The organism is Luteococcus sp. Sow4_B9, from assembly GCF_052116585.1.
Lineage (GTDB): Bacteria > Actinomycetota > Actinomycetes > Propionibacteriales > Propionibacteriaceae > Luteococcus.
In genome coordinates, this window is sequence record NZ_JBQKKT010000001.1 from 185,872 (window position 1) to 198,414 (window position 12,543).

The following is a 12,543-nucleotide window of genomic DNA, read 5'->3' on the forward strand; positions in this document are numbered from 1 at the left end:
GACACGCGCTGCGCAGACGCTGCTGCGGCGGGTGTCAGCGGATGGAATGTGTTCGTCCTTCCACAGGAGGTCTGAGAGGATTCGGGACATGACGCACACCCATGTCGCCGGTTCCATCCACGCCGACGCAACCGCCGCCGGCCCGCAGTGGCTCGAACGGCCGGACGATCTCAATGCCCTGGACCCTGCCCTGTGGAGCAGCACCGTTGTCCGCGGCGATGACGGGGTGGTGAGCGTCGGCGGACGGAGTCTGGTGGACCTCGCCCACGAAGAGGGCACGCCCACCTATGTCTTCGACGAGAAGGACTTCCGCCAACGCGCGCGTGACTTCCGCGACGCCTTCGAGGGCTGGCAGGTCTACTACGCCGGCAAGAGCTTCCTCACGCGGCGGGTGGCCCGCTGGATCCATGAGGAAGGGCTCTACCTGGACGTCTGCAGTGGGGGAGAGCTCACGGTGGCGCTGGCGGGTGGCATGGACCCGGCGAGGATTGGCCTGCACGGCAACAACAAGTCCGTCGAGGAGCTCTCACTGGCGCTGTCCCGTGGCGTCGGAAGGATCATCGTCGACTCCCTGGACGAAATCGGCCGCATCGAGGACCTGTGCAAGGAGAACGGCTGGACCGCTCGGGTGATGGTTCGGGTGACCACGGGCGTGGAGGCGCACACCCACGAGTACATCGCCACGGCGCACGAGGACCAGAAGTTCGGCTTCAGCATCGCCAACGGGCAGGCCATGGTGGCGATGGTGCGCTGCCACTACAGCGAGCACATCGAGCTCCTGGGCGTGCACTCCCACATTGGTTCGCAGATCTTCGACACCCACGGTTTCGAGGTGGCGGCGCGACGCACGATGAAGTTGATGGCCCAGTTCGCCGCGGCGTCCGGCACCGAGCTTCCCGAACTCGACCTGGGGGGCGGCTTCGGCATCGCCTACACGTCCGCCGACACCCCCGCCACGCCTGATGCCCTGGCCGCGAGCCTGCGCGAGATCGTCGCGCACGAGGCCCGTGGGTACAACATCGCGATCCCGACCATGTCGATTGAACCGGGACGTGCCATCAGCGGCCCGGCGGGTCTGGCCCTCTACGAGGTGGGCACCGTGAAGGTCGTCGACGTGGATGGTGGCCTGAGCCGTGTCTATGTCAGCGTCGACGGCGGTATGAGCGACAACATTCGGCCGGCCCTCTACGCGGCGGAGTACTCGGCCGCCCTGGTCTCCCGCTCCTCCGAGGCCTCCGCCGTCATGTGTCGGGTGGTCGGCAAGCACTGCGAGGGTGGTGACATCCTGGTCCGCGACGTCTTCCTGCCGGCCGACATCAAGCCGGGTGACCTGCTGGCGGTGCCCGCCGTGGGTGCCTACTGCCGCGCCATGGCCAGCAACTACAACATGATCACCAAGCCTGCCGTGGTCAGCGTCTGCGATGGGCAGACCAGCACCATGCTGCGCAGGGAGACGCTCGACGACCTGATGCGTCTCGACGTCGGCGAGTGACGCCCGCTCGCGGCGGCCCCATCCCAGACCCCATATTCTCCCGTCAACCCACAAAAGGACTGATGATGAACAGGCTTGAAACCCCGGATCCCAATGCCCTGCCCCCGCTCAAGGTGGCCATGCTCGGCTGTGGTGTGGTCGGCAGCCAGGTGGCCCGTGTGATCACCGAACAGGCCGATGACCTGGCGAGCCGGATCGGCCGTCGTCTCGAGCTGGTCGGGATTGCGGTGCGCTCCCTCGACCGTGACTTCGCGGGTCTGGACCCCGCCCTGTTCACCACGGATTCCGAAGCGCTCGTCGCCCGTGGCGACCTGGACATCCTGGTGGAGCTGGTGGGCGGGATCGAGCCCGTGCGCACCCTGATCCTCAAGGCGATCGAGAACGGTGCCTCCGTGGTCACGGCGAACAAGGCCCTTCTGGCCCAGGACGGGGAAGCGCTGTTCAGCGCCTCCGAACAGCAGGGCGTCGACATCTACTTCGAGGCGGCGGTTGCCGGGGCTATCCCGATCGTCCGCCCGCTGCGCGAATCGCTGGTCGGTGACGAGATCACCGCCGTGATGGGCATCGTTAACGGCACCACCAACTACATCCTCGACCAGATGACCACCACCGGCGCGGACTTCGACGATGCGCTGGCCCAGGCCCAGGAATTGGGCTACGCGGAAGCAGATCCGACCGCCGACGTCGAGGGCTATGACGCAGCAGCGAAGGCTGCCATCCTGGGGACCCTGGCCTTCCACACCCGCGTGCGTGGTGCCGATGTCTACCGTGAGGGCATCACCCGGATCACCGCGGAGGACATCCAGGCCGCTCGCAAGCTGGGCTGCGTCGTCAAGATGCTGGCGATCCTGAAGGCCACCGATTCCGGGGAGGTCAGCGTCCGGGTGCATCCCGCCATGGTGGGGGCCCAGCACCCATTGGCCAGTGTCGGCGGTGCCTACAACGCCATCTTCGTGGAGTCCCGCGAGGCCGGACGTCTGATGTTCATGGGCCCGGGTGCCGGCGGCGCCCCCACCGCGTCGGCTGTGATGGGTGACCTGGTCACCGTTGCTCGCAATCGGGTGCGCGGGGTGGCCGGTCCGGGGGAGTCCGTCTACGCGAAGCGCCCCATCTCGCCGATGAGTGAGGTCACCACCGGCTACTTCGTGCGTGTGGAGGTCGTCGACGAGCCCGGAGTTCTGGCCGCTGCGGCGTCGGTCTTCGCCAGTCACAATGTCTCCGTCCAGACCGTCGACCAGGTGGCCAAGGCCGCCGACGAGTCGGGGGTGGCCACGGCAGTCCTGGCATTGAGCACGCACGAGGCCCGCGAATCGGACATCCAGGGGGTCATCACCGAGCTCGAGTCCCGCCCGTTCATCCGGGGCGAGGTCTCCGTGATTCGCGTCGAGGGTCGCTGAGGTGCCTGACGGCATGATGCTCCCGGTGGGCGCGCGGGCCCAGGTGAGCGTGCCGGCCACCAGTGCCAACCTCGGCCCCGGCTTCGACTGCATGGGGCTGGCCGTGGAGATGCGCGACCGTCTCGGTGTCGAGGTGATCGCGTCGGGTCTGGACTTCGACATCACCGGCGAGGGCGCGCAGCAGGTGCCGCGCGACGGCTCCCACCTCGTGGTCCGGGTGCTCACCCAGGCTCTCGACGAGCTGGGTGCGAGCGCACCGGGACTGCGTCTGAGTGCCCACAATGTGGTGCCGCACAGCCGCGGACTGGGGTCCTCGGCCGCGGCCATCGTGGCCGGGCTCGCGCTGGCATGGGCACTGGTCCACCCCGGTGAGGATCTGGACCTGGACTGGCTCTGCGAGCGCTCCACCGAGTGGGAGGGGCACCCGGACAATGCGTGCGCGGCCGTGCTGGGTGGCATCGTGCTGGCCTGGAGTGAGGAGTCGACCCAAGTGGTCCGTCTGGCTCCCGCCGCGGGCCTGAGCTGCATCGCGTGGGTGCCGTCCTTCGAGGTTCGCACCGCGGATGCGCGGGCTGTGCTGCCTGGCAGCATCCCACGCGCTGACGCCGTCGCGCAGGCCGCATGCTCTGCTCTGCTGGTGCACGCCCTCACCCAGGATCCCGCGCGCCTGATGGCTGCCACCGTGGACCGACTGCACCAGCCCCAGCGGGCGCCGTTGATGGAACCGTCCGCCGCATTGATCCGCGATCTGCGGGCGGTGGGGGTTCCGGCGGTGGTCTCTGGTGCCGGGCCCACGGTCCTGGCGATCGGCACGGATGCCCACTTCGCCCGGGTGGACGAGGTGGTCCAGACCGGTTTTGTCCGGCATGACCTGGCGATCGGTTCGGGTGTTCGTCTGGAGACCAGCTCGAGCTGAAGATGGGCCCAAGTCGCACCCCGCGGTGGGTCGTGCGTGGTGGCGACGGCCGCAGGGGTGCTAGCCTTTGGGGACAGTGGTCACCAACGGTGCGCCACTCGCACCTCACAGGTCAGGTGCCTCCTCCACCCCGGAGTCGGGTCGGAGACGAACTGCCCACATCTTTCGTGTCGATGATTTTCCACCCATGGTGGAACGCGCGGAGGGCAGTGAGAACTCCGTTTGAGCCGCAGTCCGGGAAGCACATGTGAACTGTCGCGCGTCTTCGGCACGGGCAGTCCCGACCTGATTCGAATCCGGGCGATTCCGGCAAGCGTCGTGCTGCCACCCCATCCCGCGCCCGGGTCGCGAAAGGAAACCAGTGACTGAGAACGTGGCCGAAGCGGCCGGTGGCCAGACGGCAGGCGGTCTGTCGGCCAAGAAGCTGCCCGAGTTGAAGGCGATCGCCTCCTCGATGGGCATCCGGACCACCGGCCTGAAGAAGGCCGAGATCGTGGCAGCGATTGCTGCCGGGGGCAGCAACAGCTCCGCGTCGGCGCAGCGTCGTACCCGCAAACCCGCCAACCAGGGCGATGACGCCTCCACCAGCTCATCGGCCCCAGAACAGAACCGTTCACAGGCGCGCCAGCAGTCCTCGGACGAGTCCGCTTCGGGGGCAAGCGACTCCCAGCCCCAGACGGCGCAGCCCCAGACGGAGCAGCGACAGCGTCGTCAGCGCCGCACTCAGCCCACCGAGGCAGCGCCGGCCGCGGGGGAGTCCGCAACCAGCGGCGCTGCGGGCGATGCCGATGTCTCCGCTGAGGTGGGTGCGCGACTGGCAGAACTCAGCAACCAGAGCGGTCGCCAGCGTCGCCGCCGCGGCAACGGGGATGACCAGAACGGTGCCGGCCACCAGCCCCAGCCGTCGAGCAACGGCGGTCAGGGTGCCAACCAGTCCTCTGGCGGTCAGGCTGGCAACGGTGGCAACAGCAACGGTGGCAGTGGCAACGGCGGCAATGGTGGCAGTACCAATGGTGGAAATGCCGGCCAGAACCAGGGCAACCAGAACCAGGGCAATTCCCGGGACTTCGACGACGACGGATCCGGCAGCGGACGCCGTGGTCGACGTCGCCGCCAGCGTGACCGCGGCAACCGTCGCAACCGTGGTGGCCAGAACATGGATCGCTACGATGCCGAGCCGGTGATCAGCGAGGACGACGTCCTGCTCAACATCGGCGGCATCCTGGACGTGCTGGACAACTATGCCTTTGTCCGGACCTCCGGCTACCTGCCGGGCAACAATGACGCCTACGTCTCGCTCGGCATGGTCCGCAAGTACGGACTTCGCCGTGGTGACGTGGTCACGGGTGCCATCCGTCAGCAGAAGGAGGGGGAGCGCAAGGACAAGTACAACCCTCTCGTGCGGTTGGACACGATCAATGGCGTCGACCCCGAGCAGATGAAGAACCGCCCGGACTTCAACAAGCTCACCCCGCTCTACCCGCAGGAGCGTCTGCGGCTCGAGAACGGCCCCACCAACATGACGGGCCGCATCATCGATCTGGTCAGCCCGATCGGCAAGGGCCAGCGCGGCCTGATCGTCTCCCCGCCGAAGGCAGGCAAGACGATGATCATGCAGAACATCGCGAATGCCATCACCTCGAACAATCCCGAGGTGCACCTGATGGTGGTGCTGGTGGACGAGCGCCCCGAGGAGGTCACGGACTTCCAGCGGACCGTCTCCGGCGAGGTCATCGCCTCCACCTTCGACCGTCCCGCCGGTGACCACACCACGATCAGTGAGCTGGCCATCGAACGCGCCAAGCGGCTGGTGGAACTGGGGCATGACGTCGTCGTCCTCCTCGACGGCATCACCCGTCTGGGTCGTGCCTACAACCTGGCCGCACCGGCCTCCGGTCGCATCCTGTCCGGCGGTGTCGATTCGGCAGCGCTCTACCCGCCGAAGAAGTTCTTCGGCGCGGCCCGCAACATCGAGAACGGCGGCTCGCTGACGATCCTTGCAACCGCCTTGATCGAGACCGGCTCGAAGATGGACGAGGTGATCTTCGAGGAGTTCAAGGGCACTGGCAACATGGAGCTGCGCCTCAAGCGCAATCTGGCCGACAAGCGCATCTTCCCCGCGATCGACGTGGATGCCTCGGGCACTCGTCGCGAGGAGCTGCTGTTGGGCCGCGAGGAGCTGGCCATCATCTGGAAGCTGCGCCGCGTGCTGTCCGGCATGGATGACCAGCAGGCATTGGAGATGCTGCTCAAGCAGATGCGCAAGTCCCAGAACAACTCTGAATTCCTGGTCCAGATCAGCAAGACCACGCCCAACGCAGAGTGATCCCGTCCGCGGCGATCCCGGCGCCGGTTTGGTGTCGCGGGCCGCACGCGGCATACTTGATCGTCGGTGCCGGTTCACGCCCAACGTCCATGTCAGGCGACCCGGTGCACACAGACCTAGGAGACATGACATGAAGCAGGGAATTCATCCCGAGTATGTGGAGACCACGGTGACCTGCACCTGTGGCAACACGTTCACCACCAAGAGCACCAACACGTCGGGCACCATGAGCGCCGATGTCTGCGCCGCCTGCCACCCGTTCTACACGGGCAAGCAGAAGATCCTCGACACCGGTGGTCGCGTGGCCCGCTTCGAGCGTCGTTACGCCAAGAAGAAGTAACTTCTTCGACGAGCGCTGGGCGGCAGGGAGACCTGCCCCCAGCGCTCGTTTTTTCTACCCGGACGCCCTGAGGGAAGAGACCCACGAATGTTCGAACAGGCCGAGGGCCTTCGCCACGAGTTCGCCGACCTGGAGCGGCAGATGGCCGATCCCGCCATCCACGCAGACATGGCACGCTCCCGCAAGGTCGGACGCCGCTATGCCCAGTTGACCCCGATCGTGAAGGCGCTGGCCGAGCGCGAGCAACTGGCCGAGGACCTGACGGCGGCCGATGAGTTTGCGGATGAGGACCCCTCCTTCAAGGCGGAGGCACAGGACCTGCGCGCACGTCTGCAGACGGTGGAGGAGAGGCTCGCCCGCCTGCTGGCGCCACGAGACCCCCACGACGACCTGGACGCCCTGCTGGAGATCAAGTCCGGCGAAGGGGGTGAGGAGTCGGCGCTGTTCGCCGGCGACCTGCTGCGCATGTACGGCCGCTTTGCTGAACACAAGGGATGGAAGGTGGAGGTGCTCGACGAGCAGACCACCGACCTGGGCGGCTACAAGAGCGTCACGGTCGCCGTGAAGGCGCCCCAGGGCACTGACGAGACCCCCTACGGTGCGCTGAAGTTCGAAGGTGGCGTCCATCGGGTCCAGCGGGTCCCGGTCACCGAGAGCCAGGGCCGCGTCCACACCTCCGCGGCGGGCGTCCTGGTGATGCCGGATCTGGACGACCAGGATGAGGTGGACGTGAGCGAGGATGACCTGCGCATCGACGTCTACCGAGCGTCGGGCAAGGGCGGTCAGGGAGTCAACACCACAGACTCCGCGGTCAGGATCACGCACCTGCCGACGGGGGTGGTGGTGACCTGCCAGAACGAGCGCTCCCAGTTGCAGAACAAGGAGCAGGCGATGCGAATCCTGCGGGCCCGCCTGGTGGCCCTGGCGGAGGAACAGGCAGCCAACGATGCGTCTGCCGCTCGTCAGTCCCAGGTGCGCACGGTGGACCGCAGTGAGCGCATCCGCACGTACAACTTTCCGGAGAACCGGATTGCCGACCATCGGATCGGGTTCAAGGCGCACAACCTGGACCAGGTCCTCGACGGCGATCTCGGACCCGTGGTGGAGGCGCTCCGGGCCGCTGACCTGGCCGAGCGGCTGCAGCACTCGGGCGAGCAGTGAGCGGCATGCGTCCGGGACAGGCCGTCCGATGGGCCCAGGGGCGGCTTGCCGAACTGGGGAGCCCTTCGCCAGCGGCTGAGGCGCGCATCCTGGTGGCCCACTGCGTCGGCCGCGAACCGCGTGAGCTGCCTATGGCCGACGACCTCACCTCAAAACAGGTGGCTGAGCTCGAGCTGCTGGTGGGGCGCCGCGGAGAGGGCATCCCGGTGCAACACCTCACCGGTGAGGCCTTCTTCCGCACGGTCCGCCTGGCTGTGGGGCCGGGGGTCTTCATTCCGCGGCCGGAGACAGAAGTGATGGTCGGGTGGGCGCTGGAGCAGCTCCGTTGCGTGCCGGAGCCCGTCGTGGTGGAGCTGTGCGCAGGCTCGGGGGCCATCAGCAAGGCGATCGCGGCCGAACTGCCCAGTGCGAAGCAGCATGCAGTCGAGCTCGATGAACGGGCCCATGACTGGTGCGCGCGCAATCTGGCCGGGACGGACGTGACGCTGGTTCACGCAGACATGGCTGACGCCTTGCACCATTTGGATGGCCATGTGGACCTGGTGATCGCCAACCCGCCCTACATCCCCCTCGAGGCCTGGGAGTCGGTGGCTGCCGACGTTCGTGATCACGACCCGGCGTTGGCCCTGTGGTCCGGTGACGACGGACTGGACGCCACGCGGGTGGTGGCCGACGTGGCTGCGCGTCTGCTGCAGCCAGGCGGGTGGGTGTGCAGTGAGCATGCCGAGGTCCAGGCTGAATCGGCGCCCCAGGTCTTCGTCGAACAGGGATCCTTCGGCCAGGTCCGCGACGAGCGGGACCTGGCCTCTCGTCCGCGCTTCGTGACCGCGCGGCGTCGCTGACTCACGAACGGGCCAGCCTGTCACGAACGGGCCCGTCTGCGGTGCCATGGCAGGATGTACGGGTGAGCGAGGAGCAGACCCCGGTTGATCAGCAGGAGATCGTCGACGCGCAGGGCCCGGTCGACGAGCACAGGGCGGCGGATGCCCAGGCCGTGACCGACGATGGTGCGCCCCAGTGGCAGCGCTTCGACGTCAAGTCCGACACATCGGCAGCGCTCGCGGCAGCCCAGGCGGCCGTGGCTGCGGGGGAGTGCATCGTGTTGCCGACGGACACGGTCTACGGGATCGGCGCGAATGCCTTCTCCGCGGCGGCCGTCCAGGGCTTGCTGGATGCGAAGCACCGCGGACGCGACATGCCGCCGCCCGTGCTGGTGGCCGAGGCCGGGATGCTCGAGGCACTGGCCGATGATCTACCGGCGCACGCCCTGCGGCTGGCGGAGAAGTTCTGGCCCGGCGCCCTGACCTTGATCGTCCCGGCCCAGCAGCACCTGCGCATGGACCTGGGTGAGACCAGGGGAACCATCGCCGTGCGCGTGCCGGACCACGACTTCACCCGCGACCTGCTCCGCCGCACCGGCCCCCTGGCCGTGAGTTCTGCGAATGTCTCAGGCCAGCCGTCCTCCACGACGATCGACGCTGCAGTCGAGCAGCTCGGGAACTCCGTGCACGTCTACCTGGACGCTGGTGCGACTCCCGGGTCCACGCCCTCCACCATCGTCGACTTCGTGAGCGAGACGCTCGGCCGGGTGGTGCGAATGGGGGCTATCGGCATCGAGGAACTGCGCGAGGTGAACCCCTTCATCGTCTGGGAGGACGAGGTCACGCAGGACGATGCCATCGAGGCGGATCTGGTGGGCGACGATCCTGCCGGCGACGAGCCTTCCGGCAGCCTGGACGAATCCAGCGCCCCAGCTGACGACGAAACAGGGATTCCCCCGGGCGAGGCAGACGAGACAGGGCAGGCAACGGCCGAGCGCGATGCGTGAGTACTCGCTGGTCCTGCTGACCGCCTTCGCCACGACCTACCTCCTGGCAGGCTTGTGCCGTCGGCTCGCGCTGCGCACTGGCGCCGTGGCGCAGGTCCGTGACCGGGACGTGCACGCCGTCCCCATCCCGTACTTCGGGGGCATCGCCATGCTCGGGGGCACGGCGGCGGCCTTCCTGCTGGCAGCCCAGCTGCCCTTCCTTGGGCGTCTTGCCGTCGTGCGCAATGATGCCGCGGCGATCCTGCTGGCGGGGGCGGTGATCTGCGTGGTGGGAGTCCTGGATGACATGTACGACCTGCCGGCGCGGGTGAAGGCTGCGGGCCAGGTTCTCGCGGCCGGCATCGTCGTGCTCTATGGCGTGCGGATGTTCTGGATCGCTCTGCCCAATCGGATCATCGTCCTGGACACTGCGAGTTCGATCCTGATCACGGTGATCTTCATCTTCCTGTGCGTCAATGCGATCAATTTCGTCGACGGTCTGGACGGGCTGGCCTCCGGAGTGGTTGCGATCGGGGCACTGGCCTTCTTCAGCTACACCTACCTGCTGGCCCACGAGCAGGATCTGGTGCTGGCCACGACGGCGAGCCTGGTGACCGTCACGGTCGGGGGAGTGTGTCTGGGCTTCCTGCCCCACAACTTCTTTCCGGCCCGGATGTTCATGGGTGACTCGGGGGCAATGCTGCTCGGGTTGTTGATGGCGGCCTCGACCATTTCGTTGACCGGACAGGTGGATCCGGCCGCCCTGAGCGCCCGTGGAGGTGGTCTGCTGCCCAGCTATCTGCCCATCATCCTGCCCTTTGCGATCATGGCGCTGCCCTTCCTTGATCTGGTCCTGGCCTATGCCCGACGCACCAGGGCCGGCACCTGGTGGTTCGTGGCCGACAAGAACCACCTGCACCATCGCCTGCTGCAGCGTGGGCACTCCCAGGTCAGGGCATGTCTGTTGATGTACCTCTGGACCGGCCTGCTGAGTTTTGGCGTCGTGGCCGTCGGAGTCATCCAGAGCTGGTGGGTCGTTGCCCTCGTCCTCGCGGTTGCTGCCCTGGCCGTGTGGCTCACCTGGATGGGGCCGCGTCGCCGGATGCGTGCCGCCACGGGGGACGGGGCCTGAGGTGTTTCGACATCAAGAGATTGATTGTGCTACGTTTCACAAGCACTCCGAGAGAGCTCTCGGAGGTCATTCCGGCAGACGGGAACCCACGACTGATGAGCGCGCTGGCCATGCCTGAGCAGCGAATCCCCGTGTGGCGTCTGCCCCATCTCACGCTCTCCTTCCGCATGATGAGCGGTGCGCTGGTGGCCTCGGTCCTGGCCACCGCCGTCTGCGCCGGGGGAGCCTTCCTCACTGCCGGGACGCCCGGCGTCCTCTCGTCGCTGCTGGGCTCGGTTGCCGTCATCGCCTTTCTTGGCGGCGGCTCGCCCGTACACCTGGCGGCCATGGGGCAGGGGAGCCAGCAGGCGGTGGGGGTCGTGTTGATCTCCTATGTCTCGCGGGTGGCGATGCTGGGGCTGGTGCTGCTGGCACTGGGCCCCGGCAGGAGTCACTGGGAGCCGGTTCCGCCGGTGCTCGCCGCATCGGTCGTGGTGACCTGCATCGCGTGGATCGCGGGGCTGATCGGCACCAATCTGCGCTCCAACGTGCCGGTCTACGACACGGAATACACTCGCGTTCCAGAAGGGGGAGAATGAGATGTCACAGCACGTCAGGACTGGTATAGTCCAGCACGAAATGGACGAGCATTCCAAGCCCCGTGCGACTGGTCGCCAGGCTCCGACGGCGGGGCCTCGCGGTGACGAGGGGAATGCTGCTCTCAGCTATGTGCTCGCCGGGATGATCTTCTACGGCGGCCTCGGGTGGCTCGGCTCTCGCTACCTGCATCAAGCGTGGATGCTCCCCGTCGGACTTGTTCTCGGCGTGGTGGCAAGCATGTATCTCATCATCAAGCGCTACGGAAAGTCTGACGTGACCATGAATCCCAGGGGAGTTGACCAGTGATGCTGCACCTGTTGAATGCACTCCCGATGAATCTCGTGCCCATGGAGGGTGGCGGCTGGGTCACCCCGGGCGTCAAGGACTTCCAGTTCGACGGGAACTACGGCATCGACTGGCTGACCAAGCCGGCGATCCAGGCCATTCTTGCAGCGATCATCGTCATCGCCTTCTGGCTGTGGGCCTCCTCGGGCCTCAAGGTCAAGCCGACCAAGAAGCAGGTGGTGATGGAGCGCGCCTACGAGTTCGTGCGCAATGCCATCGCCCGTGACACCCTGGGCCGTGACTACCGCAAGTTCCTGCCCTACCTGCTCGCGCTGTTCAGCTTCATCCTGATCAACAACTGGTTCGGCGAGCTCTTCTTCTCGATGTTCCCGACCTTCTCGAACATCGGCTACGCCTACGGTCTGGCGATCGTGACCTTCTTCGTCTACGTCGGTGCTGGCTTCGCCAAGCACGGTGTGGGCGGCTACCTCAAGCACACCCTGATGCCTCCGGGCGTCCCGTGGTGGATCATGCCGCTGATCATCCCGCTGGAGTTCCTGTCGAACTTCATCACCCGCCCGCTGACGCTCTCCATGCGTCTGTTCGCAAACCTGTTCGCGGGCCACCTGGTGATCATGCTCTTCGTGGTGGGCGGCGCCTTCCTGCTGACCTACCCGGACAACCTGTTCTTCAATGTCTCCGGCGCGCTGTCGCTCATCTTCAGCTTCGCCCTCCTCGGCCTTGAGCTCTTCATCGGTGCTCTGCAGGCCTACGTGTTCACTGTGCTGACGGCACAGTACGTCTCGTCCTCCATCGCGGACGAGCACTGACCCATAGCTTTCTTCACACAGAAGAAAAACCCGAAAGGAACCACAATGCCCCTCATGGAAATCAGTGGCTCGATCAACGTCATCGGCTACGCTCTCGCGACCCTCGGCCCGGCCCTTGGTGTGGCCTGGATCTTCGCCTCCGTGATCAACGGCACCGCCCGCCAGCCTGAGGCCCGTGGCGCCATGTTCAGCACCGCCATGATCGGCTTCGCCGTGGTCGAGGCCCTCGCGCTGTTCGGCTTCGCCCTCGCCTTCGCCGTCAAGTAATGAGTCCTCTG

13 protein-coding genes are annotated in these 12,543 nt (G+C 66.7%); all 13 read left to right on the forward strand.

Annotated features, from left to right (window positions below; translation table 11 throughout):
• Positions 1-88 precede the first annotated feature (88 nt).
• The 13 genes from lysA to ACTQ49_RS00890 all read left to right on the forward strand — a co-directional run bounded on the left by lysA (position 89) and on the right by ACTQ49_RS00890 (position 12,532).
• The gene (lysA, locus tag ACTQ49_RS00830; protein WP_441825939.1) at positions 89-1,492 is read left to right on the forward strand and encodes a diaminopimelate decarboxylase; all 1,404 of its coding nucleotides are present in this window, start codon (positions 89-91) and stop codon (positions 1,490-1,492) included.
• A gap of 65 nt (positions 1,493-1,557) precedes the next feature.
• The gene (locus ACTQ49_RS00835) at positions 1,558-2,889 is read left to right on the forward strand and encodes a homoserine dehydrogenase (RefSeq protein WP_441825940.1); all 1,332 of its coding nucleotides are present in this window, start codon (positions 1,558-1,560) and stop codon (positions 2,887-2,889) included.
• Positions 2,890-2,905: 16 nt separating this feature from the next.
• Positions 2,906-3,805, forward strand: a complete 900-nt coding sequence (gene thrB, locus ACTQ49_RS00840) for a homoserine kinase (RefSeq protein WP_441826044.1) — start codon at positions 2,906-2,908, stop codon at positions 3,803-3,805.
• Positions 3,806-4,166: 361 nt separating this feature from the next.
• Positions 4,167-6,131, forward strand: a complete 1,965-nt coding sequence (rho, locus tag ACTQ49_RS00845) for a transcription termination factor Rho (RefSeq protein ID WP_441825941.1) — start codon at positions 4,167-4,169, stop codon at positions 6,129-6,131.
• Positions 6,132-6,261: 130 nt separating this feature from the next.
• A complete protein-coding gene (gene rpmE / locus ACTQ49_RS00850; protein ID WP_441825942.1) occupies positions 6,262-6,471 on the forward strand; it encodes a 50S ribosomal protein L31 in 210 nt (69 codons plus the stop codon).
• 87 nt (positions 6,472-6,558) lie between these two features.
• Entirely contained in the window at positions 6,559-7,632 is a 1,074-nt protein-coding gene (gene prfA, locus ACTQ49_RS00855; RefSeq protein WP_441825943.1) for a peptide chain release factor 1, read from the forward strand.
• 5 nt (positions 7,633-7,637) lie between these two features.
• Positions 7,638-8,474: a peptide chain release factor N(5)-glutamine methyltransferase gene (gene prmC / locus ACTQ49_RS00860; RefSeq protein WP_441825944.1), complete on the forward strand. Its 837-nt coding sequence runs from the start codon at positions 7,638-7,640 to the stop codon at positions 8,472-8,474.
• A 62-nt stretch (positions 8,475-8,536) separates the two neighbouring features.
• Entirely contained in the window at positions 8,537-9,460 is a 924-nt protein-coding gene (locus ACTQ49_RS00865; RefSeq protein ID WP_441825945.1) for an L-threonylcarbamoyladenylate synthase, read from the forward strand.
• Entirely contained in the window at positions 9,453-10,571 is a 1,119-nt protein-coding gene (locus ACTQ49_RS00870; protein WP_441825946.1) for an MraY family glycosyltransferase, read from the forward strand. The genes ACTQ49_RS00865 and ACTQ49_RS00870 overlap by 8 nt, the downstream gene beginning before the upstream one ends.
• 95 nt (positions 10,572-10,666) lie before the next feature.
• On the forward strand, positions 10,667-11,149 hold the full coding sequence (locus ACTQ49_RS00875) for a hypothetical protein (protein WP_441825947.1): 483 nt from the start codon (positions 10,667-10,669) through the stop codon (positions 11,147-11,149).
• Between the two features lie 40 nt (positions 11,150-11,189).
• Positions 11,190-11,456 (forward strand): AtpZ/AtpI family protein, encoded by a 267-nt coding sequence (locus tag ACTQ49_RS00880; protein WP_441825948.1) that lies wholly within the window; start codon positions 11,190-11,192, stop codon positions 11,454-11,456.
• Positions 11,457-11,482: 26 nt separating this feature from the next.
• On the forward strand, positions 11,483-12,265 hold the full coding sequence (atpB, locus tag ACTQ49_RS00885) for a F0F1 ATP synthase subunit A (RefSeq protein WP_441825949.1): 783 nt from the start codon (positions 11,483-11,485) through the stop codon (positions 12,263-12,265).
• 54 nt (positions 12,266-12,319) lie between these two features.
• Positions 12,320-12,532 carry an ATP synthase F0 subunit C gene (locus tag ACTQ49_RS00890; RefSeq protein WP_342091259.1) on the forward strand — a complete coding sequence of 71 codons (213 nt, stop codon included), beginning with the start codon at positions 12,320-12,322 and terminating at the stop codon, positions 12,530-12,532.
• Positions 12,533-12,543: the final 11 nt, after the last annotated feature.

What these genes read in the sequence shown, in the direction of transcription:
- lysA (WP_441825939.1), top strand. Translation starts at nt 89, where the DNA reads ATGACGCACACCCATGTCGCCGGTTCCATCCACGCCGACGCAACCGCC.
- ACTQ49_RS00870 (WP_441825946.1), top strand. Translation starts at nt 9,453, where the DNA reads ATGCGTGAGTACTCGCTGGTCCTGCTGACCGCCTTCGCCACGACCTAC.
- atpB (WP_441825949.1), top strand. Translation starts at nt 11,483, where the DNA reads ATGAATCTCGTGCCCATGGAGGGTGGCGGCTGGGTCACCCCGGGCGTC.
- prfA (WP_441825943.1), top strand. Translation starts at nt 6,559, where the DNA reads ATGTTCGAACAGGCCGAGGGCCTTCGCCACGAGTTCGCCGACCTGGAG.
- ACTQ49_RS00835 (WP_441825940.1), top strand. Translation starts at nt 1,558, where the DNA reads ATGAACAGGCTTGAAACCCCGGATCCCAATGCCCTGCCCCCGCTCAAG.
- ACTQ49_RS00880 (WP_441825948.1), top strand. Translation starts at nt 11,190, where the DNA reads ATGGACGAGCATTCCAAGCCCCGTGCGACTGGTCGCCAGGCTCCGACG.
- ACTQ49_RS00875 (WP_441825947.1), top strand. Translation starts at nt 10,667, where the DNA reads ATGAGCGCGCTGGCCATGCCTGAGCAGCGAATCCCCGTGTGGCGTCTG.
- thrB (WP_441826044.1), top strand. Translation starts at nt 2,906, where the DNA reads ATGCTCCCGGTGGGCGCGCGGGCCCAGGTGAGCGTGCCGGCCACCAGT.
- ACTQ49_RS00890 (WP_342091259.1), top strand. Translation starts at nt 12,320, where the DNA reads ATGGAAATCAGTGGCTCGATCAACGTCATCGGCTACGCTCTCGCGACC.
- rpmE (WP_441825942.1), top strand. Translation starts at nt 6,262, where the DNA reads ATGAAGCAGGGAATTCATCCCGAGTATGTGGAGACCACGGTGACCTGC.
- prmC (WP_441825944.1), top strand. Translation starts at nt 7,638, where the DNA reads ATGCGTCCGGGACAGGCCGTCCGATGGGCCCAGGGGCGGCTTGCCGAA.